We start from the raw sequence: 24,644 nt of genomic DNA, 5'->3' as shown, positions 1-24,644 counted from the left end.
AACAGCAATGAACTGGAAATGCCTAACCCTCACCGTCGCATTTGCCGGCATGGCGGCGGCCTTGCCCGCAAAAGCCGATCAGCTCGACAACATCATGTCGGCGAAAACCCTGCGCTGCGCGACTTTCGCCGACGTTCCTCCCTTCGCGTCACCCGATCCGAAGACCCGCGAAATGGCCGGTTTCGACGTCGATCTCTGCGGCGCCATCGCCAAGGAATTGGGCGTCAAGGCTGAAATCAAGCCGGTTTCGGTCGAGGCGCGCGTGCCCGAGGTCAAGCTCGGCCGCGTCGACATCACCGTTGCCAACCTTGCCTATACTCTCAGCCGCGCCGAGCAGATCCAGTTCAGCGATCCCTATTATCTCGCCAAGGAAATGCTGATCGTGCCGGCGGACGATGCCGGCAAGAAGAAGGCCGATTATGCGGGCCAGCGTATCGCTTCGACCAAGGGTTCGACCTCCGAGATGTCGATCAAGCTCAACAAATCCGACCCGCTGACCTTCCAGGATACCGCCTCGGCCTATCTCGCCGTCCAGCAGGGCAAGGCGCGCGGCATGGTGGCCAACACCATGACGACGACCAAGTTCGTCAATGAATCGAAGAGCAAGGGTAAGGCAATGCGGATGATCGAGGAGCCGATGCTGTACCAGCCGATCGGCATCGGCATGGCCAAGGATCAGCCGGCGCTGACCGCCAAGATCAACGAGATCCTTCGCAAGCTCGACACATCGGGCGAGATCAACAAGATCTGGGACAAGTGGCTCGGCCCGGATACCGAATATAAAATGACGCGCACCGACAAGGTCGTATCGCTCTCCGAGCTGAAGTTCGACCCGATCCCGTAAGCCGATCGGCAGCGGCACCATCCAATATCCAAACGAAATCAGACGGCGGGACATGCCCGCCGTCGGCCAACGATGTGAGGCATCCATGATCCATATTAAAGATATTGCCGAACGGCCAAGCAAAGCCGATATCGACGCCATTTCCAAATTTTCGCCCGCGACGATCCACGAGGCCCAAGGGCGGCGCGGAGCCCTTTCCTCCCGCCTCAAGCCCGTCGACTACCGCATGAAACTGTGCGGTCCGGCCTTTACGGTGAAATGCGCGCCACGCGACAACATCATGCTGCAGCTTGCCATCAACTACGCAAAGCCGGGCGATATCATCGTCGTATCGGCGGGCGAATATGAAGAGGCCGGATCATTCGGCGATGTCCTCGCCAACGCCTGCCTGGCAAAGGGCATCGGCGGCCTCGTGACCGACACCGGCGTCCGCGACACGCTTCAACTCAGGGAACTTGGCTTCCCGGTCTTCTCGCTCAGCGTCTGCATCAAGGGAACGGTGAAGGAAACTATTGCGGCGGTGAACGACACGATCATCGTCGGCGGTGAAATTATCCATCCCGGCGACATCATCGCCGGCGATGCCGACGGCCTGGTGGTCGTGCGCCGCCAGGAAGCGCTGGACGTCGCCAGGCTGTCTCAGGCCCGCGAAGATGCCGAGGCCGGCTATATCGCGGCATATAAGCAGGGCAAATCGGTCATCGAAGTCAGCAATCTGGAACCGGTACTGAAAGCAAAGGGCCTTGTCGCCGACATCTGAGATGGCCGCTCGCGCCGAAAGATCAGTCTGGACACTATTATGGACACGTGTTCTATAAAATGGACAGACTTGACGGGAGCACGCCATGCATCTTTCCATGTGGACCTACCCCTGGGACGTTCAGGACCAGGGGCTCGACGCCTTTGCCGCCGAGCTTCGCGACCGAGCGGGCCTGACGACGGTCAGTCTGGCGACTTCCTATCACGCCGGCCGGTTCCTGCAGCCGCGGAGCCCGCGGCAGAAGGCCTATTTCCCCGAGGACGGGACGGTCTACTTCCGGCCGGATGAAAGCCTGTGGCAGGACAAGGTGATCCGGCCGCTGATGGCTGGGAATGTCACTGAGCGCGGCGACATGCTGAAAGCCCTCGTTAAGGAACGCGACACGACGGGTCTCAAGGTCTCCTGCTGGACGGTCTGCCTGCACAATAGCCGCCTCGGCATGCTGCATCCCGATCACGTGACGCGGAACGCCTTCGGCAATCCCAACTATTACAATCTTTGCCCCTCCAGCCCGGCGGCGCGGGACTATGCCGTCACCCTTGTTCGCGACATCACGACGAACTACCGGCCTGACATGGTGGAACTCGAGAGCCCGAACTTCATGGGATTCGCGCACGAATATCATCACGAAAAAGACGGCGTCGGCCTGAACGCCGAAGACGATTTCCTGCTGTCACTCTGCTTCTGCGACCATTGCACGGCGCGCGCCACAAAGGCCGGCGTGCCGGTCGAAGGCGCGCGCAGATCGGTGGCGCGCTTCATCGCGGAACTCTGCGAACGAGCTGTCCCGGAGCGGCAATTCCCGGACTTTCCGGCCGCCGGCACCGATGCCTTTCGCGACCATCCTGATTTGCATGCCTATCTCACCTGGCGCAGCGAGCCGGTGACCAGCCTGATCGGCGAGATCAAGACGGCCGCCGATCCGGCGACACGCATCGTGCTCATCGACCTGAAGGACGGCTGGCTCGGCGGCGTCGATCTGGCAGCCGTCGGCAAGCTCTGCGACGGCGCGATCCTCTGCTGCTACGACATGGAACCGTATGCCGTCGCCGATGTCATCCGGACCGGCCGGGCGGCGATCGGAGCGGGCAAGTTCCTCGGGGTGGGCCTGCGCGTCTTTTATCCCGAGGTCAGCGGGCCTACGGTGCTCGCCGCACGCGCCAAGGCTGCCGTCGACGCCGGCGCTGACGGCGTGAATTTCTACAATTACGGCCTGATACCGGCAAAGCGCCTCGACTGGGTCAAGGCAGCGGTCGACGCAGTTGCTTGAGCAGATCAGCGCTCCTCAGGATGCGATGGGTTCGGCGACCTGGATCAGGCAGTCGCCGGCCTGGCTGTCGCAATGTAGTCTGTGGGAAATGACAATACCGCTCTCGGCAAAGCGCAGTTCTTCCTCCGGCTGCTCCAAGCGTTCCAAGTCATGATACCATCCGGCAAGGTCACCGGCGGAAACGGTAGCGCCGAGGGCGACGGCCGGCTCGAACCAGCCTCTGCTGTTTGCATAGATGCCCTGGCTGTGCCGGGATAGCGAAAGCAACTGCAACGGTCCCGGCTCGGCGAGCGGCGCGCGCGACAGGACCGGACGCTCGACAATGCCGAGTGTCATGAGCAACCGGTCGATCGCCGCCGCGGTGAAGGCCATTGTCTCAGGCGTCACGGTACCGCCGCCGCCGAATTCGCCGGAAAGCCCGATGGTCTCCGCCCGCGCGGCCGCACCCATCGATGTCGGTGCGGTCGGGCCGTTGTCGGCGATGAAGGCATGCGCCGCACCCATGGCGCGCATCAGCGAAACGGACCGCTCGAAGCGATCAGCATCGGCCTGCCGCTCGATCAGCGTGCAGGGCAGGTGCGCCATGGAGGTGCCGCCCGAATGCAGGTCGAGCACGACGTCATGGCGCGGAAAAAGTTCATGTTCGAGGAAATGCGCCATCCGCGCCGTCGGCGAGCCGGTGGGATCGCCGGGAAACGCCCGATTGAGATTGCCGCCGTCGAAGGGCGAGCAGCGCTTGGCCGCCATTACCGCCGGCAGGTTCGCCATCGGCAGGATGGTGACGGCGCCGCGGATTCCCGCGACATCCAAAAGGCGCATCAGCCGGCCGAGCTGGAGTTCGCCCTCATACTCGTCGCCGTGATTGCCGGCCATCAGCAGCAAAGACGGCCCCTCGCCCTTCCTGAGGTGAAGGACTGGAATGCGAATCTGATAATAGGGCGAACGGTCGATCGAATAGGGAATGGCGAGGTGGCCGGCCTGCCGGCCCTCGCGCGAAAAGTCGATCGGATTAACGAGGCCGCTGTGCATGATGTCTCCAGTGCGGTCAGTTGCGATGCCGTCAAAGGGCGGCGACCGCGGTCATTTCTACGCGCAGGTCAGGATCGGCCAGGCGTGCCTCGACACAGGCGCGAGCCGGCGGGTTTTCGACGTCGATCCAGTCATCATAGACGCTGTTCATCGCATCGAAATCGACGATCGCCGGCAAGAAGACATTGACGGCGATGAGGCGCGAGCGATCGATACCGGCTTCTTGCAAAAGGGCGTCGATCTTGCCGAGCACGTCGCGGGTCTGATCCTCGATGCCCGCCTTGCGATTTTCCGCGACCTGGCCGGCAATATAGACGAGACCGCCGTAGCTGACGGCCTGGCTCATACGCGAACCTTTCTGATAACGCTGGATCATTTGCGGGTTTTCCTTTTCTTGCTTTTGGAGGGAGAGGTCAGCCGAAGCTGGTCAGATAGGCCGCCGTCACCGAATGATCCGGGTCGAGGCCGTAGAGGATGGCATGCCGGTCAAGGCAGGTGCAGGGATGCGAGATGCCGCACTCGATAACGTCGCCGACCGCGACGTCGCTGCCATCGGCAAGGGCGACGAAGGCGTGCTGATCGTTGAGGCGAAACACTTCGGCGTTTCCGAGATCCGCAAGACGCGCCCCATTGCGATAGAGCGCCAACGGCCGCGGCAGGCCCTGGTCCATCGCCACGTCGCGCATGCCCATGCCGCAGATCGCCAGCCGCGGCTCCGGCCGCGAGAGAACCTCGGCCCAGAGCCGCAGCGCCGGACGGAAACCCGCAGCCGCCGAAACCGTCTCGCCGCCAATGCGGAAACCGCCGCGTGCATCGAGGGCGGCAAGGCCGCGCTCGTAGATTCCGTGATCGTGGAAGAAGATCGCGCCGCTGCGCAGCACGAGCCGGCAGGCGGGATCGTCTGAGACGGCGGCTGAAAGCCTGGCAATCACCACATCGAAAAACACCGAACCGCCGGCCGTGACGAGGAGCGGCCGCTCCTTGCCTATGCGGGCGCGCACGTTTGGCAGGAAATCTGATGTCACCGCCATCAGCGCGTCGATGCGACGCATCGTCTCTTCCGCATCGGCGGTCGCCGCCGCGCCCTCATAGGCTGCGATGCCGGTCAGCCGGAAGGTCGGCGTCTCCACGGCAAGGATCGCCTCGAGAATTGCCTCGGCGGCGTCGCCGCTGCGGGCGCCGGCGCGGCCGGCGCCGAACTCCACCAGCAGGCCGAGGGGCGGCAGATCTGCACGCTGCTGCCAGGCGGAACGCAGAGCCTCGACCAGCGCTGTCGAATCCACGAAGACATGTAGTTCCGCGTCAGGATAGCGGCGAAGCAGGGCCGCAAGCCGGCGGGCGGCGGCGGCCCCGCCGATCTCGTTGGCGAGGATCAGCCGGCGCTGTCCCGCCTTGAGCAGGACGGCGGCCTGGCGGATATCGGCGACCGTCGTACCCCAGGCGCCTGCCGCCAGAAGTGCCTCCGAGAGCGCCGTCGACATCGGTGTCTTGGCATGTGGGGCGATTTCGGCGGCGTGGCTCTTCACATAGGCCGTCATCAGTTCGACATTGCCGGTGAAAGCCTGCTGGTCGAGCGAGATCAGCGGCAGGGCCATCCTGCCGTCATAGGGCTTCCATCCCTGCTTGCCGATTGCATCAAGCGGAAGCGGCGGATTGCCCGGCGGAAAGCCGCGCACCCGCTCGTCGATCAGAACGTTTTCCGTCGCGGTATGAAGGTCAGATATGGCAGCCACTCCTGATCTTGGCCGGATCGGCGATGCCGAGGCGATAGGTTTCATTGGCGGTGGCAAAGAACAGGGCGCGCTGCTCATCGTAAGAGAGCTGCGAGGCGACCGTGCGGAAAACCTGGTAGACCTCGTCGAAAGAAGCATGCAGGCCCGCAACCGGAAAGTCGCTCGCGAACATGGCGCGCGCCGCGCCGAAACAATCGAGGCAATGCTCGATCACCGGCCGCAGGCTTTCGAGCGTCCACGCGTTGTCGTAGGCGACGAGGTCGGAGATCTTCAGGCGCAGATTCGGCTCGCTGCCGAGCGCCCGCAGACCACTGCGCCATTGCGCCATGCCGTCCGCCGTCCGGTCGGCCGGGCTACCGCTGTGGTTGAGCACAAAAAGCGTTTCCGGAAAAGCGCGCGCCAGTTCGAGCGCCTCGCTCATCTGCCAGGGATAAAGCATCAGGTCGAAGACCAGCCCGAGCCGCGTGGCATGGGCAAGCCCCGCCCGCCAGGTGGGATCGCCCATGCGGTTCGGGCGCGGAGCAAAACTCTTCGCCGCGTCCGGATGCCAGCTCAGAATATCGCGAATGCCGACGACATTCGGATTTGCCGCTTCCGCCTCGAGCAGACGCACGGCGTCCGGCCCGTCGAGGGGCACGCGCGCGATATAACGATGCGCCACGCCGGAGCTGCGGTCGAGGCCACCCAGCCAGCGGCTCTCTTCCAGCGGATGCGCATAGGACCAGCCGGCCTCCACATGCACGGTTGCAACCACATTCTGGCGAGCAGCATCGGCGCTATAATCGTCGATGCCGTAGTCACGCAGGATCGGTGCTAAACTGCCGAAAACCATCTCCTCGCCCCTCTGAAGCCAGGGATGACGTTCCAGCTTAAGGTCCCAGAGGTGGTGATGCGGATCGATAACCGGCCCGTCATAGAGCTCCGTCATCGGCGCGCCTCGCGGCCGGAAACCAACAGAAGGGCAAGGATCAGCGTGCCGAACATGATCGAACGCCAGCCGGGCGAGGCGTTGACGACAGTGATCAGCGCCGTTGTGGTGACGAGCAGGATTGCCCCGGGAATCGTCCCGGCATAGGTGCCGCGGCCGCCGAGGATGGAGGTGCCGCCGAGCACGACGGCGGCGATCGAGGTCAGCAGATAAGGGTCGCCGATACCGACATAACCTTGCCGGTTCATGCCCAGCACGAGAATGCCGGCAAGCCCTGCGAAAAAACCCGACAGAGAGTGGACGATCAGCGTGTTGCGCGTGACGCTGACGCCGGAAAGCCGGGCCGCCAGCGGGTTCGCCCCAAGCGCCAGGAAACGTGCGCCGATCGGCATGCGGTGGACGAGCAGCAGGACGACGATCGAGACGACGAGCCACAGAATAATGCCTGAGGGAATGCCGAGCGGCCGCGCCTGCCCGAGCAGAATGACCGCCGGATTACTGACAGTAACCGCGCTGCCGCCGGCGACGATGACGAGTAGGCCCTGCAGGAAGGTCGCCATGGCAAGCGTCATGATGATCGGCGGCACGCGAAGATAGGCAGCACCGGCACCGTTCATCAGGCCGATGCCGGTGGCGATGGCAAGGGCCACCGCAATGCCGGCGAGGCCGGTCGGATCCCAGGCGGGCGAAATAAGCGGCAGCAGGATCGCCGTGACTGTGATGACCGCGCCGACGGAGAGATCGATGCCGCCCATAAGGATGACGAGCGTCTGCCCGGCAGCCGCAATGCCGATCACCGCGGCGAGTTCGAGCAGGTAGCGCAGATGCCCATAGGCGCCGAAACCGCGCAGTGTGAGGCTTGCGACGATCCAGACGAGCGCGACCAGAAGGAAGGTCAGCAGCGGCGGATTGCGGAACGCGGACCTGATGATGTTCATCGCCTTGCCCTCCAAGCCCCAAGAAGTTCCGGCACGGCGACCGCGCCGACGATGATCAACCCTTGAGCGACATATTGGGCGACCGGCGGGAAGCCCAGGAAGAACATGACGTTGATCATCACCGAGAGCAGCAGGCTGCCGCAGATCGCGCCGCGCATCGTGCCCTTGCCGCCGAGGAAACCCACGCCGCCGAGCACGGCGGCGGCGATCGAGTTCAGGGTGAAGGGCGTGCCGATGACGGGATCACCCGAGCCGGTCTGCGCAGCGACGAAGAGACCGGTCAGGGCGGCGAGAAGGCCGGACAGAGCGAAGGCGACAACCTTCACCCGTTCGACCGGGACACCGGAGCGGAACGCGCCGACCGGATTGTCGCCGGCCGCATAGATGCCGAGGCCGAGCGGCGATGCCAGAAAGATCTTCCAGAGCGCCAGGATCACGACGAGCAGCAGGAAGGCGACGGGCGTGTGGCCGGCCAGTACCGTCGACAGCCAATCGGGAATGAACCCGCCCGGCCGCGGCAGCAGGATGAGCGCGACCCCGCCAATGATGAAGGAGCCGGCCAGCGTGACGATGATCGCAGGCAACCTCAGATAGGTAACGATGACACCGATGGCGGCACCGATCGAAAGACCGGCAAGCGAGACCGCAAGAATGCCGCCCGGCACGCCGAGCGCTCCTTGCATCGTCGTCGCGGCGATCACCGCTCCAAGACTGACGAGCGGGCCGATCGCCAGCGTGATGCCGCCGTTCAGCATGAGCAGCGCCTGCGCCATGGTGACGAGCGCGAGCGGGAACCAGTTCTGCGTGAACTTGGAGAAGCCGCCGATCGAAAGGATGCCGGGAAAGAGCAGCGCATAGAGAATGAGAAAGGCGGCGACAACCAGATAGAGGCCGGCAAGGCCGCGGTTGCGGCGGAGCTGGATCGAGCCGTAGAGCCGGGAGGACGAACTCGTGCTCATGCCGCCTCTCCCTGCGTCGTGGCCGTGATGCCCATGGCCGCGCCGACGATCGCTCCTTCGCTGATTTCATCTTGCGACAGCACGGCCGCGACGCGCCCCTCGCGCAGAACCACGACGCGGTCGCAGAGATGCACGAGCTCCGGCGTATCGGAACTGGCCAGAATGACGAGCCGCCCCTCGGCGGCGAAGGCACGGAGCATGAGGTAGATTTCCCGCTTGGTTTCGATGTCGACGCCGCGCGTCGGATCGTTGAGGAGCAGAACGGAGGGATCGAGCGGCAGCCATTTGGCAAGCGCCACCTTCTGCTGGTTGCCGCCGGAAAGCGCCTGCACTGCGCGGGCCGTGTCGCCCTTGATCGTCAGCCGGCGCGTAAGATCGGCGACCAGGCCGTTTTCCGCCGGCCGGTCGCGTAAGCCGTTGCGGGCGAGCCGTCCAAGCGAGGGCAGGATGAGATTAGAGGCGATGGAGTGGGACAGCACCAGTCCCTCATGCTTGCGATCGGCCGGGACATAGACGATGCCTGCGGCATTCGCCTCGCCGACATCGGCGGGCAGGGCGGGCTTGCCGGATACTTCCGCTCTAGACGCCGCTGCCGGAATCGCACCGTAGAGGCCAAGCAGCAAGTCTTCCTGCCCTTGTCCCACCAGCCCGCCGATGCCGACGATCTCGCCGGCGCGGGCGGAGAAGTCGACGTCACGCACCATGCCGGCGGAAAAACCTTCGACGCTGATGCGCATCGCACCGGGTGCTGCGGCCGGGCGCGGCGGGAACAGGTCGCCGGTCTCTCGACCGACCATCAGGCGCACCAGGCCTTCGCCGTCAATGCCGGACAGCGACTGGTCGGCGGTGACCAAGCCGTCCTTCAGCACCGTGACATACGAGCAGAGCGCCTGCACCTCGTTGAGGCGGTGGGAAATATAAAGAAGTGCGGTGCCGCGGTCCCTCAGCGTCTCGATCAGCCGGGCAAGGATGCCGGCTTCGTGCGCGGAGAGCGATGAGGTCGGCTCGTCCAGGATCAGCACACGCGGCTTGCGGAACAGCGCCTTGGCGATCTCCACCATCTGGCGGCGGCCAAGCGCGAGATCGGCGACCGGCATCTCGAGCGGCTCGGTGAGCCCGACCATATCGCAAACATCGCGCACGCCGCGATGGAGCGCTCTGTAATTGATGAGACCGAACCGGCGCGGAAAGGCGCCGAGCCCGATGTTTTCGGCAATCGAGAGACTGGCCGTGAGACTCAGCTCCTGCTGAACGACGGCAATACCCGCACCGCGCGCAGCCGCCGGGCTGAAGCGTTCGACCGGCTTGCCGTCGACGAGGATGGACCCGCCGTCCGGCTGGAGAGCGCCGGACAGGAGGTTGATCAGCGTGGATTTGCCGGCGCCGTTTTCGCCGAGCAGGGCGTGAACCCTGCCCGGCAGAAGGGCGATATCGACGCCCTTCAAAACGGGATTGCCGAAAAATCCCCTGAACACCTGCCGGGCTTCCAGCAGGGGTCTTTCTTCCGTCATGACGGCTTTCCTCAACCCGGGATTACTTGGTGGCAAGCAGCTTGTCGAAGAGCGCCTTGTCATAGTCCGAGTAGATATAGCCGTCAGCCGGGAACTTGTCGGCCCGTGCGAGGTAGCTGCCGATCGTGCTGTCGTCGATGACAGGCAGCGGCACCTTGACGAAGGCTGGAACGTCCTTGCCTTCCAGCGCCTGCACGGCGGTGTAAACGGAAAGCGCGCCGAGCCAGTTGGGCTGCATGGTCGCCCAGCCCTTCAGTCCCTTCTCCTTCCAGAGCTCCAGGAACTGCCTTGCGTTTTCGCCTGTTGTCGGCACCTGGTCGCGGCCCTGGCGCTCGAAGGCAAGGACGGAGCCGGCCGATAGCGCGCCGCCGAGCGACAGCACGCCGTCGATTTCGGGATTGGCAAAGAGCAGGCTGGTCATCGCTTCCTGTGCCGGCGCGACGTTATATTCCGTGTTCGTCTCGGTGATCACCTGGAGACCGGGATTGGCGTCAAGGACCGGCTGGGCGCCCTTGCGGCGGTCATCGCTCACCGAAATGCCGGCCGGGCCGTTCATGATGATGATCTTGCCCTTGCCGCCGAGCTGACCGACCATCCACTTGGCAGCGGTCGCGCCCCATTCGTTGGAATCGGTGTTGATCTTTGCCGTCACCTTGTCGGTATTGACCAGGCTGTCGAAATTCACGACGGCAATGCCCTTGTCGCAGGCATCTGATATGACGCGGTCGAGCGCGTTGGAGGAGCCGGCGATCACGACGATGGCGTCGATATTGGCGTCGATCATCGACTGGATATGCTGGATCTGCGTCTGGGCGTTGCCCTGCGCGTCCGTGATCATCAGGTCCTTGACCAGGCCCGCCTTCTTCAGCTCCTCCACTTCAGCCGTGATGGTGCCTTCGGTCTGCTTCATCCAGGTCGGCACCGAATAGATGTTTGCCCAGCCGATCGTGTAGGGCGCCTTCCTGTCACCCTTGATGCAATTGGCGGCGGCCGAGGCCGTGCCGGCCGAAAAGACGAGGAGGGCCGCAGCGGCGGCAGCACCCGCAAGAAGGCGGCGGCGTAGCGAAGCGGAAATACCGTTTTCAAGATTCTTCATGTCGATCCCCTTTTTTGTGTGCGGCAGCGTTGACCGCTTGCCATCCATGTCCAATATAATGTACATATGATCTATATACTGGACGACATGATCTTATGCCCATTTTTCCACCTCGCAAGAGGGCTGGGAAAATTTCATTCGCTGGGAATGACGGGATCGATTGACAGATGCGGCAGACGGCTTGAAAAGCTTGGCCGGACAAAGAAGGATCGATAGCAATGGATGCAGTGCAGGACGAAGCAGCCGGCAAACGCGCCCGAGGGCTCGACCGCGCCTTCGAGATCCTCGATTTCCTGCGCCAGAAACGGCAGGCCCTGAAGCCGAACGAAATCGCCGCGCAGATCGGCGCGCCGCGCTCATCGGTTTACGAGCTCGTCAACCTGCTGCTGCAGAATGGCATCCTGGAATTCACCGGCGGCGAGGGGCGTGTCTATCTCGGCCGCAAACTCTATTTCCTCGGCGCAGCCTATGAGAACCACTTCGACTTCACCCGCGAATGCGAGGCGGCGCTGGAACAGCTTGCCGACGAGACGCGGGAGACGGCGCAGTTCTGCATGCTGGATGGAAACAGATACACGGTCGTTCGCATGCGCGAAGGCGCACGCCCCTTCCGCATTTCGACGGATGTCGGACAGTCGGTGCCGATCCCGTGGACGGCGTCGGGCCGCCTGCTCGTCGCGCACCTGTCCGATCAGGAAATCCTGAACTTCATTCCGCCGCAGGATTTCCGCCTGCCGAACGGCGAATGGCTGGAGCCGCAAACCTTCATCGCCGAAGTGCGCCAGGCCGAGCGTGAAGGTCTCTTCACCTTCAACAGCATCGTCGACAGCTTCACCCACTGTTTTGCCGTACCGGTGCGCGGCGAGGAAGGCCATGCAGCCGCAACGCTCTGCCTCGTCACGCCGCGCGACGATGGCCTCGCCAACCGCGACCGCTACCTCGACTGCCTGAAGAAGGCCGCCGCCGGCCTGGAGCATGCCCCGGCCCGACCGAAACGGGGCTGAGCACCCCCTGCATCTCTCAGAGATCAGATTGATAGCGCCGAAGCTGATCGAGTTTCTTCTCAGAAGATGCAGCAGCCTCACTCTCGGCTATTCAGCGCAATAGCGTCTTCCTCAGGCGATGGATATGGGCCGTTCCGATGCCGCAGCAGCCGCCGATGATCGTGGCGCCGGCCTCGGCCCAGGAGCAGGCATAGCGCGAATAGGCATCGTCGTTCAGATCGTCGCGGGTCTCGTGCAGGCCTTCATTGGCGGCTGCCTCGCCTGTTTCCCCTTCGAAGGCATTGGCATAGACGCCGATGTCGATGGAAGCGTCCATTGTCCGGAACACCCGCGCCGCCGTCTCCACTGCCGCCTGCATGACCTCAGGCTTGCTGCAATTGAACAGGAGGGCTTCGGCGCCCGATGAAACCACCCAGGATGCCGCGTCCTCGACCCTTTCCTCGGAACGAAGCTTCGGTTCGCCGCCCCTTATGGCTGCCTCGTCATCCGCCAATGTGAACGAAATCCAGAACGGCTTGCCTGACGTCGCCACCGCCTTGCGGACAGCCTCTGCCTCGGCGATCAGGCTCAACGTCTCGCCGAGCCATACATCGACGAAGGGAGAAAGGTTTTCGACAAGCACCTCGAGATAGTCCTGCACCCGCGAAGGCTGAAAGTTCTGCGGCTCGTATGAGCCGAAGATCGGCGGCAGCGACCCGGCAACCATCACCTTCCGATCCGTGACGGCATCGGCCGCCTCGCGCGCCAAGCGACCGGCGAGACGGATCAGCGCCGCCCCCTCCTTCCAGAACCGGTCCTCACCGATATGAAAAGGCACGAGCGCATAGCTGTTTGTCGTAACGACCTCAGAGCCGGCGGCGATGAATTCCTGATGTACCCTACGGACGATATCCGGCGCGTTGATCAGCGCCAATGCCGACCATTCCGGTTGTTTCAGTTCAGCGCCCAGCCGCAACAGTTCGCGGCTCATGCCGCCATCGAGAATTCGCATCGTGCTCATGAAGAGGTCTCCATTCAGGCTGTCGCGCCGTCAGCGGCGGCGGGCTTTTCATAACAAAGTGGACGATATGTAGGTGGTTCGTGCGCCAGCGAGTTCATAGCCAGTCTCTTTCCCGTCGGATCAGCGGCGAACCGGCACCTGCGCTTCGAGACTTCGGAAGAAGTGGGCGATCACTGCCGCCAAGGCGAGATAGAAGAGGGTGACGACCAGCAGGGGTTCATAGACGAGCAGCGTGTCCTGCCGAACCTTGTTTGCCACGGCGTAGAGATCCATCACCGTCACCGTAAATGCGAGCGGTGTCGCCTTGAGCTGCATGACGATCTCTCCTGCAATCGTCGGCAGGGCGATGCGAATGGCACGCGGCAGCCAGATGCGGCGGGTCAGCATCCAGGGCGACAGGCCGAAGGCCCGGCCCGCTTCGAGCTCGCCTTTAGGAACAGCAAGCAGCGCGCCACGCAACACCTCGGCCTCATAGGCTGCGTAGTTCAGGGTAAAGCTGACGGCGGCGAAGAAGAAGCCTTCGCGCAGGATCGGCCAGAACAGGCTCTGGCGGATGCCGGGGACCATGGGCAGCAGCGAGCCCACCCCGTAGTAGAGAAGCCATAGCTGTATCAGCAGCGGCGTGCCGCGGAAGAAGGTGCAGTAGCTCCGCGCCAGGATCCGGGTCAGTCTGCCGCCGCTGACTTGCGCGAAGGCGAGGCCAATGGCGATGACGAAGCCGAACACCACGGAGATTACCAGCAGGCAAACGGTCTGCAAGGCGCCGGTCAGAAGCAGCGGCCAATAAGAAGAGATCCAGGTGAAACTCATGGGGCGCTTTCTTCAGACAAGGCGCGGCTGTCCCCGCCGTACCCGTCCTTCGATCAGTTTGAAGACGACGTTGGAAACAAGCGTGATGGCGAGATAGAGGAGGGCCGAAGCAAGGAAAAAGACGAAGTAGTGCTTGGTGCTTGCCCCGGCAAGACGGGTGGCGAGCGCCAGTTCCTGGTAGCCGACGACCGCGACCAGCGCGCTGTCCTTGGTGACTGACATCCACAGATTGGCAAGACCCGGCAGCGCGTTTGGCAGGAGCGCCGGCAGCAGGACCCGGCGGAACCTCAGCACCGGCCCCATGCCGAAGGCTTTGGCAGCCTCGATCTGGCCGACGGGAATGGCGAGGATCGCGCCGCGCAGCACCTCCGTCATGTAGGCACCCTGGACGAAACCGAGCACCACAACGGCTGCGACGAAGCCGTTCACATTGACCGGCGGCAGCTCCAACGCAGCGAGCAGCCGGTTGAGGCCATCGGTGCCGGCATAATAGAGCCCGACGATCAGGATCAGCTCGGGAACGGCGCGGATCAGCGTGGTATAGAGATCGAGCAGCAGGCGAAGCATGCGATTGCCCGAGAGCTTCCCAAGCGCGCCGCCCGTGCCGAGCAGCAAGCCGATCGCAAAAGCGCAAGCGGAGATGGCGACCGTGGAGACCGCACCTGCCAGAAGAACGCCACCCCATCCCGGAGGATAGGGAGACAGCAGGTCCAGAATACCTTGTTGCGTGGTCGCCATCGTTCCGGCTGCTTACTTTGCGCCGTAGATGTCGAAATCGAAGTATTTCTTGTTGATGGCATCATACTGGCCACTGGCACGGACGGCAGCAATCGCCGTGTTCAGCTTGGCCTTCAGCTCCGTGTCTTCCTTGCGCAGGCCGCCCGAAACGCCGGCTCCAAGAATCTCCTTGTCGTCGGCAACGTCGCCCATCTTGGCGCAGCAATCCTTGCCGCCATCGCTTTTCAGGAAAGCGTCAAGCGCCAGTGAATCGCCGAAGACATAGTCGATACGGCCGGATGCGAGGTCCTGAAAAGCCTCGTCGAGCGTTTGGTAGGTCTTTTCCTCCGCAGCTTCAGCGAAATACTTCTTGTAATATTCCGACTGGATCGTCGACACCTGAATGCCGATGGTCTTGCCCTTCACGTCCTCGGCGGTAGCGCCCGGCCTCTGGTCCTTGGGGCCGATCAAGGTGCTCGGCGTGTTGTAATATTTGTCGGTGAAATCGATCACCTTCGAGCGTTCCGCGGTGTTCGACATCGACGACCAGATTACGTCGAACTTCTTGCTCTGGAGGGCCGGAATGAGACCATCCCAGGAAATCTCGACGATCGAGCATTTCTCCTTCATCTCTTCGCATACGGCATTCATCAGGTCGATTTCCCATCCCTGCCATTGGTCCGAGGCGTCCTTGGCGAAGAAGGGCGGATAGGATTCGTTCATGACGCCGAAGCGGACTTCGGCCTGTGCGGTGACGGCGGAAAGCACGAGTGCCGCGCCGGCGAAAAGCGTGGGGAGCAGTTTCATTCGCAGGATTCTCCTGGTTTGTATTGTCGATGATAGGGTGCGCATCAATGGGCGCTGAGACCGGTGAACTCCCGGCAGCGGGCGCTGACGGGCGCGCCGAATATCTGGTCCGGCGGGCCTTCCTCCTCGATCCGTCCCTGATGCAGGAACAGAACACGGCTTGAGACGTCCCGGGCAAAACGCATTTCATGTGTGACGATCAGCATGGTCCGGCCTTCTTCCGCGAGATCGCGGATGACCTTCAGGACCTCGCCGACCAGCTCCGGATCAAGCGCCGATGTCGGCTCGTCGAACAGCATGACGGCAGGATCGACGCAGAGGGCTCTCGCAATCGCTGCACGCTGCTGCTGACCGCCGGAGAGGAAAGCGGGATAGGCGTCGCGTTTATCGAAGAGACCAACCTTGTGGAGCAGGGCCTCGGCCTTTTCGATCGCCTCGCGCCGCGAAATGCCCATGACGTGCACCGGCGCCTCGATAACGTTTTCCAACACCGTCCGATGGGCCCAGAGATTGAAACTCTGGAAGACCATCCCAAGTCCGGTCCGTATCCGTTCGATCTGCCGCCAACTGCGCGGCTGCGACCGGCCGTCCCGCCCCATCTTCAGCGCGATTTCCTCGCCGTTCACGGCAATCCGGCCACGATCCGGCGTTTCCAGGAAATTGATGCATCTGAGAAAAGTGCTCTTGCCAGAGCCCGACGAGCCGATGATCGAAATCACATCGGACTTCTCGGCCTGCGCCGAGATACCCTTGAGAACCTGTTGCGAGCCGAAGCTTTTATGGAGATCATCGACGCGAAGAGCAGGAAAGGGTTGATCTGGCATGCATGGTTCCGGGTGAATTGAGCTTGCGAAGGATAATGATAAAATAACGCGGTTTTTTCGCGCAGTTTTCATCTATTCTGCATATTTTATGCAAAATAATCTTCTTCGTGCGGCAAGTACGGCAGAATGCGCGAATTGCTGCGGCGAGAACTAGGATTGGACAATGGAACAGCTCGATCGTTTTGACCGTGACATTCTCGATATCGTTCAGCGCGACTGCCAGCTGAAAGCCGAAACCATTGCCGAACGGATCGGACTGTCGGTATCGGCCGTGCAGAGGCGGTTGAAGCGGCTGCGCGAGGAAGGGATCATCAAGGCGGAGGTAGCCGTCGTCGACCGCAAGGCGACGGGCACAGCGATGGTGTTCATCGTCGGGATGGAGATCGAGCGGGACAATTACGACGCGTTGGCGAAGTTCCGCCTCTGGGCGGAGAAGCAGGATCACATACAGCAGGTCTATTACGTCACAGGTGCGGTCGATCTGATCGCGATCGTCACCGCCCGCGACGTCGAGCATTATGACGATATCGCGGCCCTGATCATGGCTGACAATCCGCAGATCCGTCGCATGCACACGAATGTCGTGCTGCGGGACGTCAAGCTCGGCCTGTTCGTGCCCCTGGACTAGAGCATGATGCCGAAAAGTGTGAGCGGTTTTCGGACAACATCATGCTCACCCTCTTTGATCCGAAAATGCGAAGGGCAGCAAACGCTGCCCTTCGCAAAATTATGCCGCTTTGGCGTTCCAGCATAGGCTGGCGGGAAATCAGGGCGACTTAAAACTCTTCCCAATCGCCGGCCAATGCTGCATTCCCGTTCGTCTGGAACGACTTACCCACCTTGGCAATCATCTGGCGCGCAGGCGAGGGCGCCGGTTGAGCACGGGGCGCCGCGACAGCGGGCTGCGCTACACGCTTCGGAGCCACCGCTCCGCCAATGTTGAACTGGCCCAGAAGCTGGAACAGCGCGTCGGCTTCCTTGGCGAGGTTGTGGGCGGCCGCTGTGGCTTCTTCCACCATGGCGGCGTTCTGTTGTGTGCCCTGATCCATCCTGTTGACGGCGGTATTGATTTCTTTTAGCCCCGTCGCCTGCTCTTGCGAAGCGCCGACGATGGCCCCCACATTGCCGTCGACCTGCTGCACCTGCTCGGCAATCTCCTTCAGCGCCTTTCCGGTCTCGCCAACTAGGGCCACACCGCTTTTGACGTGGCCGTTCGAAGCGTTGATGAGTTCCTTGATCTCTTTTGCCGCCTTGGCGGAACGTTGCGCCAATTCACGCACTTCCTGAGCCACAACAGCAAAGCCCTTGCCTGCCTCACCGGCACGGGCGGCTTCGACGCCGGCATTAAGCGCCAGCAGATTGGTCTGGAACGCGATTTCATCGATAACGCCGATGATGCTGCCGATTTCGGTGGCGGAGGATTCGATCTTGCCCATGGCATCGACCGCATCCCGAACGACGCTGCCCGAGCGCTCGGCACTATCCTTCGTTTTGCGAACGAGCTGGCCGGCTTCCTGAGCCTTGTTGCTCGAGTCGGCAACGGTGGTCGTAATCTCTTCCAGGGCAGCGGCGGTTTCCTCGACGGAGGCTGCCTGCTGTTCGGTCCGCTTGGCGAGATCGTCCGAGGCGGAGCGGATTTCCTGTGCGCCGCCCGCGATGGCGCTGGCGTTCTGCGCAACCTTCTGCATGGCGGCACGGAGCTTTTCGACCGCAGAATTGAAGTCGGCTCTGAGCTTTTCCAGAGACGGAATGAACGGAGTGCCGATCTGCTGTGTCAGGTCGCCGTCTGCCAGAGCCTGCAGCGCATCGCCAAGCTGGCCGACAGCCTTGTCCGTCTGCTCGGCAAGGGTGCGGCGTTCATCGGCATCCTGCTCGAGCCGATGCCGCTCCGACACGGCTCTCTTCGCCTCCGCGTCAGTTTCCCGCTCCGCCTTTGCCGAAATTGCGTCGCGCAGCCCGGCCACCGCCCGTGCGAGCTTGCCGATCTCATCGCCGCGCGCTTCGAGGCGGCGATCGCCATCAAGATTGCCGTCGGCCATGGCTTTCAGCGAAAGCTGAAGTTTTGCCAGCGGGCCGACGATCGTGCGTGCGGTCACGGCGGCGGCAACCAGTGAAAGAACAGCCGCAATGCCAAGCGCTGTCAGGGCGAATGGCTTGAAGCCGCTTGCCGTGCTACGAACCTCGCCGCCGATCGATTTGTTCAGCGCTTCCTGATAGTCGATGAATTTGTTGATGGCGCCAAGCCAGGCAACGAAGGCCGGTCGAGCCTGTTCGAGCAGAATCTTGCGGGCGGCCTCGCCGTCGCCCTTCTCCTGCAGCGCAATGATCTGGGCGACCAATGGATTGGTCTTCGCCTGGATGTCTGCAATCTCGCTGAGAATGGTCTTTTCCTGTTCCGTCGCACCGGCCGGAGATGCAACCATATCCGCCATGCGCTTTTCATTCTCGGCATAGGAGGCCGCCAGCTTCTCGATCAATGCCTCGGCCGTCTTTCGTTCATCGGGAGAGGTCACCAGAGTGACGTCGCGGATGGCGATCGCCCGATCATGCACGCTGCCGCGATAGTTGATGGCAAACCGCTGCTTCACGCTGTTGACGTCGTTGATGGTTCCAAGTTTATCGTTGATCTGCGCAACTTCTTCCGTCGAATAGATGGTCAAGCCGACCATCAGCAAGAGGAGAGCGCCGAAGCCAAGCGCCAGGCGCGCCACAACCCCGAAACTCATGATATTCTTCATATGCACTCTCCCCCGCGGTGAGCTTTGTTGGAGAATGTCTCGGCAGCCGACGGGCACCCTGTGCCCGGAATCGCGCTTGAGAAACGGGACATCCACCAAAGCAATAAAAGCTGATTTCATGCGAAATTCGGGTGCCTGGCCCGCCATCATGGCGGAGGTGACAGTCCTGAAGAACGTCGCCCCGATACCTAAAAAATTAGAGTAATATATTTTAGAGAATGTAAACGGAGCCGACGAAGCAAGCTTTAGCGCTCTATCTGGATAGCATTTGCGCTTTTCGGATGGACAATTCGACCGGCGCTCTTCCGATGGTTGCGAAATCTCTTACCTCGCCCAAACAACAAGGTTCCGCGGCTTGCCCGCGAACTGCGCGACGCTCTGAACGGGCTCGCCAATCGGCATGAATTGCAGCGGCGGTACCGGAGCGCCGCTGCTCCGGCTTCAGCCGCGCAGCAGCGGAAGAAGCTGATCGCCCTGCCGTTTGATTTCGGAGAGATAGGGCGTGTCGGACAGCACGAAGTGGGTGACACCGAGATCCTGGTATTTGCGCAGCGAGCGGGCGACGTCTTCCGCCGACCCGACCAGCCAGGTGGTGCCGGCACCGCCGCCGCCGAACTTGCCCGGCGCGGTATAGAGGTTGTCGTCGAGGACGTCGCCGCGCTCATGCAAATCGAGCAGCCGCTGCTGGCCGACGGCGAGCGCCCGCTGGTGATCGTGCCAGCCGCTGCCCTTGCTTCTGGCCATCTCGGCGACCTTCGCCTCGGCGTCGGTCCAGGCCTGTTCGGTGGTGTCCCTGACCAGCGTCGTTATCCGCAGGCCGAATTCCAGCGGTGGGAGGTCGCGGTCCAGTTCCCGGCACAACGCCTTCAGCCGCGCGATCCGTTCGCGGACACCCTCAAGCGGCTCGCCCCAGAAGAGTTGGACATCGGCCTCGGTGGCGGCCACCCGCTCTGCCGCCTCCGAAGCGCCGCCAAAATAGAACTTGGGGTGCCGACGGTCGCCGCGGACCTGGATGCGCGGCATCACGGTTGCGTCGGCAACCCGGAAGTTCTCGCCGGCGGACGTGACGTTTTCTTCGGTCCATAATCTTCGGACCAGCCGCATGAACTCCTTGGTCCTTGCATAGCGGTGTGCCTGATCGCCCTCGCTGTCCCCGTAGGCGCGCAAGTTGTCCTTGCCCGACACGATGTTGATCCGCACGCGGCCGCCCGTCAGATGGTCCAGCGTGGCCGCCGCGGAAGCGAAGTTCGCCGGTCGCCAATAGCCTGGGCGGATCGCAATGAGCGGTTCGAAGGTGGTCGTCCGGGCGGCGAGCGAGGTTGCGATGGTAAACGTGTCGGGGCGGCCCCAACCGGTGCCGATGAGCGCGCCCTTCCAGCCATGCTCCTCCAGCGCCCTTGCGTGGCTGGTCAGCGTATCCAGGCTGTTGTGGTTCTCGACGGCGGAATCGCCGCGATGACCGGCTTTGACGTCGTTCGGAATATACCAGAGAAATTCGGAACTATTGTTCATGCGATGCTGCGGTTCTGTGGGTGATTGAACGAAAAGAGGGGAGGGAAGCCTCCTGAAGAGATCATACGGCCGCCTGCATCTGCTGCTGCCCCGCCTGAACCACAAAGCTATTCGGCGGGCGTTGGAGACCAAGGTTTTCCCGCAGTGTCGTGCCTTCATATTCGTACCGGAACAGGCCGCGCTTGCGCAGGATCGGCACGACCTGATCGACGAAATCGGTCAAGGCGGTGGGCAGGATCGGCGGCATGATGTTGAAGGCGTCGGCAGCACCGTTTTCGAACCAGCTCTGCATCGCATCGGCGATCTGCTCGGGTGTTCCGACCACCGTCCGGTGGCCACGAGCGGTGGCGACCGCCAGATAGAACTGGCGCAGCGTCAGATTGTTGCGCGATACCAGGTCGGAAACCAGCTTAAGTCGGCTCTTGTTGAGTTCGGTATTTTCAGGCAGGGGAGGGGCGGGATCATCCAGCGAGTAGCCGGAAAGGTCGACGCCCTTGTAGTGGCGGGCAAGGATATTCCAGGCGATGGAGGGATGAACCAGCGATTGGATATGGTCGTAATTCGCCTGGGCTTCCGCTTCGGTCCCGCCGAGAACCGGGAATATGCCGGGACTGATCAGCAGTTCGTCCGGCCGGCGTCCGTAGCGGGCGAGCCGCCCTTTGACGTCGGAATAGAATTCCTGCGCATCCTCGAAGGTCTGGTTGGCCGTAAAGATCATCTCGGCCGTGCGGGCGGCAAGTTCGCGCCCGGGTTCCGATGCGCCGGCCTGCACGATGACAGGATAGCCCTGAACCGGACGGCCGACGTTGAGCGGACCGGCCACCGAGAAGAATTTGCCCTTGTGATCGACGAGATGCACCTTGTCGGGATCGAGGTAGACACCGCTTTCCTTGTCGCGGATGAAGGCATCGTCCTCGTAAGAATCCCATAGGCCCTTCACCAGGTCGACGAATTCCTCGGCCCGCTCATAACGATCGGCATGGGCGGGATGGCCCGATATCGAAAAATTCTTCGAGACATCCGCACCCGTCGTGACGACGTTCCATGCGGCGCGACCCTTGGAGATATAGTCGAGCGAGGCGAACCTGCGGGCGAGAAGGTAGGGATCCTCATAGGTCGTCGATGCCGTGGCGACGAAGCCGATATGTTTGGTCACCTGTGAGAGCGCGGCCCAGAGGGTCAGAGGCTCGAAATGCGCGCCCTGGGCGGTGCGGCGAAGCGCTTCCGGGTCCTTGGCGCGGTCCCATCCCGCCGGACTGTCGGCGACGAAGACGAGATCGAATTTGCCGCGTTCGGCGGTCTGCGCGAGCTCGCGGTAGTGATCGATATTGAGGCCGGCATCGGCCTGCGCCTCCGGATGGCGCCAGGCGGCGATATGATGGCCGGTCGCCATGATGAACGCGCCAAGCCGCATTTGCCGTTTCGATGTGCTCATTGGCTTATCTCCAGATCAAACTGAACTGTTGCTGATGTCAGGCGGCCTTGCGGCCCGGAAGCTCGACCCCGAGCCGGCTGAGAAGATGGATTCGGAATTGCGTAAAACGCGGATCGCCGTGATCGCGCGGTGTCGGCAGATCGATCTTGAGATCCTCGATGAGGCGGCCTTCGTCGAGAACCAGTATGCGGTCGGCCAGCGAAATCGCCTCGTCGACGTCGTGGGTGACGAGCAGCACGGCGGGACGGTGTCTTGCACACAACTCCCGTAGCAGATCGTGCATTTTCAGCCGGGTCAGGGCATCGAGCGCGCCGAACGGCTCGTCAGCGAGAAGCAGGGCCGGCTCGCGCACCAGCGAACGGGCAAGAGCGACTCTCTGCTGCTCGCCACCAGAAAGCTGGTTCGGCCACGCCGTTTCCCGGCCTGCAAGCCCGACCTCCGCCAAAGCCTTCCGTCCGGCTTCCTGGCCGGAGGCGCCGGTCAAGCCGAGCGTGACGTTCTGGATGACGGTGCGCCACGGCAGCAGGCGGGCGTCCTGGAAAACCACCGAAAGGCTCTCCGGTGTCTCGAGGGTGCCGGCTCCCTCGACACCGTGATCGAGACCGGCAAGAGCCCTGAGGAACGTGCTTTTGCCGGAGCCGCTGCGGCCAAGCAGGGCAACGAACTCGCCTTCCTCGATATCGAGATCGACGCCGTCGAGGATCGTCTTCGTCGCAAACCGCCGTGCGAGATCTCGCACGTGGACGGCTTTGCTTGCGGGCTTCAGTTTGCCAGGGTGCGGCGCCATGAGAGGGCCCTCCGTTCAAGCAGGCGGACAAGACCGTCCGAGACGAGACCCAGCAGCACATAGACCACCAGGCCGACGAGAATGACGTCGGTCTGCCCGTAGTTGCGGGCAAGATCGATCATGTAACCGAGCCCGCTGGTGGCGTTGATCTGCTCGACCACGACGAGAGAAACCCAGCAGAGGGTGACGGCAAACCGCAGACCCAGAAGGAAACCCGGCAAAGCACCCGGCAGCACGACCTGAAGGATGAAGTCCTTCTGGCTCATCCGCAGGGTTTCGGCCAGTTCGACATAACGGCTGTCGATGCTGCGGAGCGCATTGTGGGTGTGGATGTAAATCGGCACGATCACGGCAAGCGCGATGGTCGTAACCTTCATGCTCTCGCCGATGCCGAACCACAGGATCAGCAAGGGAATCAAGGCCAGCGTCGGTATCGCACGCTTGATCTGGACCGGCCCGTCAATCAGGGCTTCGCCGATCCGGGAAAGACCGGCGATCACCGCCAGGATCGTGCCGATCAGCAATCCGATGCTGAGGCCGAGCAGGGCGCGCGTCGCCGACGTCACGAAATTATCCTGCAGGCGACCCTGCTCTATCAGCCTGACGAAGGCCTCGACCACCGTCCACGGCGCCGACAAGATCCGCGGGTCAATCCATCCGAGCGCAGAACCGACGACCCAGGTCAAGACGAGCAATATCGGCCCGATCTGCAACCCGAAAGGGATCGCGGGTCCGGGACCGAGCCTGCGCCGGGCGCGAGGGCCAGTGGAGCCAGCCGGTGTTACAAGGCGAGAACCTGCCCGCACAATTCTACCGCCGGACGACCGCGACAGTTTCGCCTCATCTGCATCCCAAGTGGTTGCCATGTTTCAGATCTCCTCTCCAAAGGAATGTCGAATGTTACTGGCTCTTGGCCAAAGCCGCGGTGCCGAGTTTTTCGAAACGATTGTCGAAAATCTGCTCCACATTAAGGGGCTTGTAGCCGAGCTCGCCTGCCAGCAGGTCGATGGTTTCCTGGTGGCGCTTCTTCACTTCGCTCCAATCGCTGGGAACGACCTGTTCGCCGGTCAGCTTGACGAGATATTCCCCGTCCTCCTGGCTCAACCCCTGCTGACCGACGTAATATTCCTTGATCCAGAGATCCGGATTCCGGTTCACCCATTCGGTGGCGCGTGCCCACAGGCCGACATATTCGGCGAGCGCTGCCGCCTTGGCGGGATCATCCAGAACCCATTGCGGCGCATAAAGATGGCTCGGATCATCGCGCAGGCCATGTTCCACGAGGGTCGCGCCATCAGGTCCGTATTGGGTGATGTAGCGCCTGATGTAGACGCCGCCGAGCGGTGCGATGTCGACCTGCTTGCTTGCCAATGCCTTAGGGTAGACGTCGCTGGTGCTTGGCAGCTCTATCAGAGTGACGTCGCCGCTCTTCAAGCCTGCGGCATGGAGAGCACGCAGAACGAGCGTGCCCTGGGCCTGCCCCGGGCTGAAGGCGATGCGTTTGCCGCGGAAATCCGCCAGCGTCTTGACGGCCGCGCCTGGTGCGATGCCGAAGCGGTAGATCGGATTGGCGATCGGATCACGGCGTTCGCGATAGGCGATGTTGCGGACGGGCAGGTTGTTCCAGTTGGCGAAGATGGAGGGGATCTCGGCCACCGATCCGACATCAAGTGCATGGGCGCGGAAAGCTTCCGACGTCTGCGGCCCGCCGCTGATATTCGCCCATTTGACCTCGAAACTGAGCTCCTTGCCGAGACCGGACACTTCGAGCGCTTTCTGCGTGACCGGATCGCCGATCGTCAGCACCGTGCCCGGCGGCACTTTGGGAAGCAGGGGAGCCTCTGCCTGGGCTGCCGCCTGACCATGAATGGCACTGAGACCAAGCAGACTGAACAACGCAATTTTGAATGTCTTTGCCAATGTCATCGTCGATCTTCCCGTT

Annotated in this window: 24 protein-coding genes; 5 read left to right on the top strand and 19 right to left on the bottom strand. The window is 62.5% G+C overall.

What is annotated here, in order from left to right:
- The first annotated feature begins 7 nt into the window (after positions 1–7).
- From GFM02_RS22075 to GFM02_RS22065, 3 genes are all read left to right on the top strand, one after another.
- Entirely contained in the window at positions 8–844 is an 837-nt protein-coding gene (locus tag GFM02_RS22075) for an ABC transporter substrate-binding protein (protein ID WP_168322792.1), read from the top strand.
- Positions 845–929: 85 nt separating this feature from the next.
- Positions 930–1,604: a 4-carboxy-4-hydroxy-2-oxoadipate aldolase/oxaloacetate decarboxylase gene (locus GFM02_RS22070; protein WP_168303956.1), complete on the top strand. Its 675-nt coding sequence runs from the start codon at positions 930–932 to the stop codon at positions 1,602–1,604.
- Between the two features lie 85 nt (positions 1,605–1,689).
- On the top strand, positions 1,690–2,874 hold the full coding sequence (locus GFM02_RS22065) for a hypothetical protein (protein ID WP_168322791.1): 1,185 nt from the start codon (positions 1,690–1,692) through the stop codon (positions 2,872–2,874).
- A gap of 15 nt (positions 2,875–2,889) precedes the next feature.
- On the opposite strand, the gene GFM02_RS22060 is transcribed toward GFM02_RS22065, so the two are convergent.
- From GFM02_RS22060 to GFM02_RS22025, 8 genes are read right to left on the bottom strand one after another with little or no spacing between them, the layout of a single operon-like run.
- Entirely contained in the window at positions 2,890–3,903 is a 1,014-nt protein-coding gene (locus tag GFM02_RS22060) for a succinylglutamate desuccinylase/aspartoacylase family protein (RefSeq protein WP_168322790.1), read from the bottom strand.
- Between the two features lie 31 nt (positions 3,904–3,934).
- Positions 3,935–4,279: a RidA family protein gene (locus GFM02_RS22055; protein WP_168322789.1), complete on the bottom strand. Its 345-nt coding sequence runs from the start codon at positions 4,277–4,279 to the stop codon at positions 3,935–3,937.
- Between the two features lie 37 nt (positions 4,280–4,316).
- A complete protein-coding gene (locus GFM02_RS22050) occupies positions 4,317–5,627 on the bottom strand; it encodes an alanine racemase (protein ID WP_168322854.1) in 1,311 nt (436 codons plus the stop codon).
- Positions 5,620–6,564: an amidohydrolase family protein gene (locus GFM02_RS22045; protein WP_168322788.1), complete on the bottom strand. Its 945-nt coding sequence runs from the start codon at positions 6,562–6,564 to the stop codon at positions 5,620–5,622. The genes GFM02_RS22050 and GFM02_RS22045 overlap by 8 nt, the downstream gene beginning before the upstream one ends.
- Positions 6,561–7,502 (bottom strand): ABC transporter permease, encoded by a 942-nt coding sequence (locus tag GFM02_RS22040; RefSeq protein ID WP_168322787.1) that lies wholly within the window; start codon positions 7,500–7,502, stop codon positions 6,561–6,563. The genes GFM02_RS22045 and GFM02_RS22040 overlap by 4 nt, the downstream gene beginning before the upstream one ends.
- Entirely contained in the window at positions 7,499–8,461 is a 963-nt protein-coding gene (locus GFM02_RS22035; protein WP_168322786.1) for an ABC transporter permease, read from the bottom strand. Before GFM02_RS22035 ends, GFM02_RS22040 begins: the two co-directional genes overlap by 4 nt.
- Positions 8,458–9,972, bottom strand: coding sequence for a sugar ABC transporter ATP-binding protein (locus GFM02_RS22030; RefSeq protein WP_168322785.1), 1,515 nt, complete (start codon positions 9,970–9,972; stop codon positions 8,458–8,460). The genes GFM02_RS22035 and GFM02_RS22030 overlap by 4 nt, the downstream gene beginning before the upstream one ends.
- 22 nt (positions 9,973–9,994) lie before the next feature.
- On the bottom strand, positions 9,995–11,068 hold the full coding sequence (locus GFM02_RS22025) for an ABC transporter substrate-binding protein (protein WP_131664844.1): 1,074 nt from the start codon (positions 11,066–11,068) through the stop codon (positions 9,995–9,997).
- A gap of 218 nt (positions 11,069–11,286) precedes the next feature.
- Between GFM02_RS22025 and GFM02_RS22020 the strand changes: the two genes are divergently transcribed.
- Positions 11,287–12,072, top strand: a complete 786-nt coding sequence (locus tag GFM02_RS22020) for an IclR family transcriptional regulator (protein WP_168322784.1) — start codon at positions 11,287–11,289, stop codon at positions 12,070–12,072.
- Between the two features lie 91 nt (positions 12,073–12,163).
- On the opposite strand, the gene GFM02_RS22015 is transcribed toward GFM02_RS22020, so the two are convergent.
- The 5 genes from GFM02_RS22015 to GFM02_RS21995 all read right to left on the bottom strand — a co-directional run bounded on the left by GFM02_RS22015 (position 12,164) and on the right by GFM02_RS21995 (position 16,230).
- Positions 12,164–13,072, bottom strand: a complete 909-nt coding sequence (locus GFM02_RS22015) for a homocysteine S-methyltransferase family protein (RefSeq protein ID WP_168322783.1) — start codon at positions 13,070–13,072, stop codon at positions 12,164–12,166.
- 120 nt (positions 13,073–13,192) lie between these two features.
- Entirely contained in the window at positions 13,193–13,882 is a 690-nt protein-coding gene (locus GFM02_RS22010; protein ID WP_168322782.1) for an ABC transporter permease, read from the bottom strand.
- Positions 13,883–13,894: 12 nt separating this feature from the next.
- Positions 13,895–14,620, bottom strand: a complete 726-nt coding sequence (locus tag GFM02_RS22005) for an ABC transporter permease (protein ID WP_168322781.1) — start codon at positions 14,618–14,620, stop codon at positions 13,895–13,897.
- A 12-nt stretch (positions 14,621–14,632) separates the two neighbouring features.
- Positions 14,633–15,406 (bottom strand): transporter substrate-binding domain-containing protein, encoded by a 774-nt coding sequence (locus GFM02_RS22000; protein ID WP_168322780.1) that lies wholly within the window; start codon positions 15,404–15,406, stop codon positions 14,633–14,635.
- A gap of 44 nt (positions 15,407–15,450) precedes the next feature.
- Positions 15,451–16,230, bottom strand: a complete 780-nt coding sequence (locus tag GFM02_RS21995; RefSeq protein ID WP_168322779.1) for an ABC transporter ATP-binding protein — start codon at positions 16,228–16,230, stop codon at positions 15,451–15,453.
- Between the two features lie 163 nt (positions 16,231–16,393).
- On the opposite strand from GFM02_RS21995, the gene GFM02_RS21990 reads away from it, so the two are divergent.
- Complete coding sequence (locus tag GFM02_RS21990; RefSeq protein ID WP_003555489.1) at positions 16,394–16,858, top strand: Lrp/AsnC family transcriptional regulator; 465 nt, start codon at positions 16,394–16,396, stop codon at positions 16,856–16,858.
- A gap of 148 nt (positions 16,859–17,006) precedes the next feature.
- Here GFM02_RS21990 and GFM02_RS21985 read toward each other — a convergent pair whose 3' ends face one another.
- From GFM02_RS21985 to GFM02_RS21960, 6 genes are all read right to left on the bottom strand, one after another.
- A complete protein-coding gene (locus GFM02_RS21985; RefSeq protein ID WP_168322778.1) occupies positions 17,007–18,968 on the bottom strand; it encodes a HAMP domain-containing methyl-accepting chemotaxis protein in 1,962 nt (653 codons plus the stop codon).
- A 441-nt stretch (positions 18,969–19,409) separates the two neighbouring features.
- A complete protein-coding gene (locus GFM02_RS21980) occupies positions 19,410–20,480 on the bottom strand; it encodes an LLM class flavin-dependent oxidoreductase (RefSeq protein ID WP_168322777.1) in 1,071 nt (356 codons plus the stop codon).
- A gap of 61 nt (positions 20,481–20,541) precedes the next feature.
- Positions 20,542–21,915 (bottom strand): LLM class flavin-dependent oxidoreductase, encoded by a 1,374-nt coding sequence (locus GFM02_RS21975; RefSeq protein ID WP_168322776.1) that lies wholly within the window; start codon positions 21,913–21,915, stop codon positions 20,542–20,544.
- A 37-nt stretch (positions 21,916–21,952) separates the two neighbouring features.
- Positions 21,953–22,702 (bottom strand): ABC transporter ATP-binding protein, encoded by a 750-nt coding sequence (locus tag GFM02_RS21970; RefSeq protein ID WP_168322775.1) that lies wholly within the window; start codon positions 22,700–22,702, stop codon positions 21,953–21,955.
- The gene (locus tag GFM02_RS21965) at positions 22,678–23,568 is read right to left on the bottom strand and encodes an ABC transporter permease (RefSeq protein ID WP_168322774.1); all 891 of its coding nucleotides are present in this window, start codon (positions 23,566–23,568) and stop codon (positions 22,678–22,680) included. The genes GFM02_RS21970 and GFM02_RS21965 overlap by 25 nt, the downstream gene beginning before the upstream one ends.
- A 34-nt stretch (positions 23,569–23,602) precedes the next feature.
- Positions 23,603–24,628, bottom strand: a complete 1,026-nt coding sequence (locus GFM02_RS21960) for an ABC transporter substrate-binding protein (RefSeq protein WP_168322773.1) — start codon at positions 24,626–24,628, stop codon at positions 23,603–23,605.
- Positions 24,629–24,644: the final 16 nt, after the last annotated feature.

This window comes from Rhizobium leguminosarum bv. viciae, from assembly GCF_012276115.1.
GTDB lineage: Bacteria > Pseudomonadota > Alphaproteobacteria > Rhizobiales > Rhizobiaceae > Rhizobium > Rhizobium leguminosarum_T.
Note: the sequence above shows the minus strand (reverse complement) of the source record. Positions and strands in the feature narration are given on the sequence as shown.

Bases quoted from the DNA above. Each gene is read 5' to 3' on its own strand.
- GFM02_RS22075 (WP_168322792.1), top strand. From the start codon at position 8: ATGAACTGGAAATGCCTAACCCTCACCGTCGCATTTGCCGGCATGGCG.
- GFM02_RS22070 (WP_168303956.1), top strand. From the start codon at position 930: ATGATCCATATTAAAGATATTGCCGAACGGCCAAGCAAAGCCGATATC.
- GFM02_RS22065 (WP_168322791.1), top strand. From the start codon at position 1,690: ATGCATCTTTCCATGTGGACCTACCCCTGGGACGTTCAGGACCAGGGG.
- GFM02_RS22060 (WP_168322790.1), bottom strand. From the start codon at position 3,903: ATGCACAGCGGCCTCGTTAATCCGATCGACTTTTCGCGCGAGGGCCGG.
- GFM02_RS22055 (WP_168322789.1), bottom strand. From the start codon at position 4,279: ATGATCCAGCGTTATCAGAAAGGTTCGCGTATGAGCCAGGCCGTCAGC.
- GFM02_RS22045 (WP_168322788.1), bottom strand. From the start codon at position 6,564: ATGACGGAGCTCTATGACGGGCCGGTTATCGATCCGCATCACCACCTC.
- GFM02_RS22040 (WP_168322787.1), bottom strand. From the start codon at position 7,502: ATGAACATCATCAGGTCCGCGTTCCGCAATCCGCCGCTGCTGACCTTC.
- GFM02_RS22035 (WP_168322786.1), bottom strand. From the start codon at position 8,461: ATGAGCACGAGTTCGTCCTCCCGGCTCTACGGCTCGATCCAGCTCCGC.
- GFM02_RS22030 (WP_168322785.1), bottom strand. From the start codon at position 9,972: ATGACGGAAGAAAGACCCCTGCTGGAAGCCCGGCAGGTGTTCAGGGGA.
- GFM02_RS22025 (WP_131664844.1), bottom strand. From the start codon at position 11,068: ATGAAGAATCTTGAAAACGGTATTTCCGCTTCGCTACGCCGCCGCCTT.
- GFM02_RS22020 (WP_168322784.1), top strand. From the start codon at position 11,287: ATGGATGCAGTGCAGGACGAAGCAGCCGGCAAACGCGCCCGAGGGCTC.
- GFM02_RS22015 (WP_168322783.1), bottom strand. From the start codon at position 13,072: ATGAGCACGATGCGAATTCTCGATGGCGGCATGAGCCGCGAACTGTTG.
- GFM02_RS22010 (WP_168322782.1), bottom strand. From the start codon at position 13,882: ATGAGTTTCACCTGGATCTCTTCTTATTGGCCGCTGCTTCTGACCGGC.
- GFM02_RS22005 (WP_168322781.1), bottom strand. From the start codon at position 14,620: ATGGCGACCACGCAACAAGGTATTCTGGACCTGCTGTCTCCCTATCCT.
- GFM02_RS22000 (WP_168322780.1), bottom strand. From the start codon at position 15,406: ATGAAACTGCTCCCCACGCTTTTCGCCGGCGCGGCACTCGTGCTTTCC.
- GFM02_RS21995 (WP_168322779.1), bottom strand. From the start codon at position 16,230: ATGCCAGATCAACCCTTTCCTGCTCTTCGCGTCGATGATCTCCATAAA.
- GFM02_RS21990 (WP_003555489.1), top strand. From the start codon at position 16,394: ATGGAACAGCTCGATCGTTTTGACCGTGACATTCTCGATATCGTTCAG.
- GFM02_RS21985 (WP_168322778.1), bottom strand. From the start codon at position 18,968: ATGAAGAATATCATGAGTTTCGGGGTTGTGGCGCGCCTGGCGCTTGGC.
- GFM02_RS21980 (WP_168322777.1), bottom strand. From the start codon at position 20,480: ATGAACAATAGTTCCGAATTTCTCTGGTATATTCCGAACGACGTCAAA.
- GFM02_RS21975 (WP_168322776.1), bottom strand. From the start codon at position 21,915: ATGAGCACATCGAAACGGCAAATGCGGCTTGGCGCGTTCATCATGGCG.
- GFM02_RS21970 (WP_168322775.1), bottom strand. From the start codon at position 22,702: ATGGCGCCGCACCCTGGCAAACTGAAGCCCGCAAGCAAAGCCGTCCAC.
- GFM02_RS21965 (WP_168322774.1), bottom strand. From the start codon at position 23,568: ATGGCAACCACTTGGGATGCAGATGAGGCGAAACTGTCGCGGTCGTCC.
- GFM02_RS21960 (WP_168322773.1), bottom strand. From the start codon at position 24,628: ATGACATTGGCAAAGACATTCAAAATTGCGTTGTTCAGTCTGCTTGGT.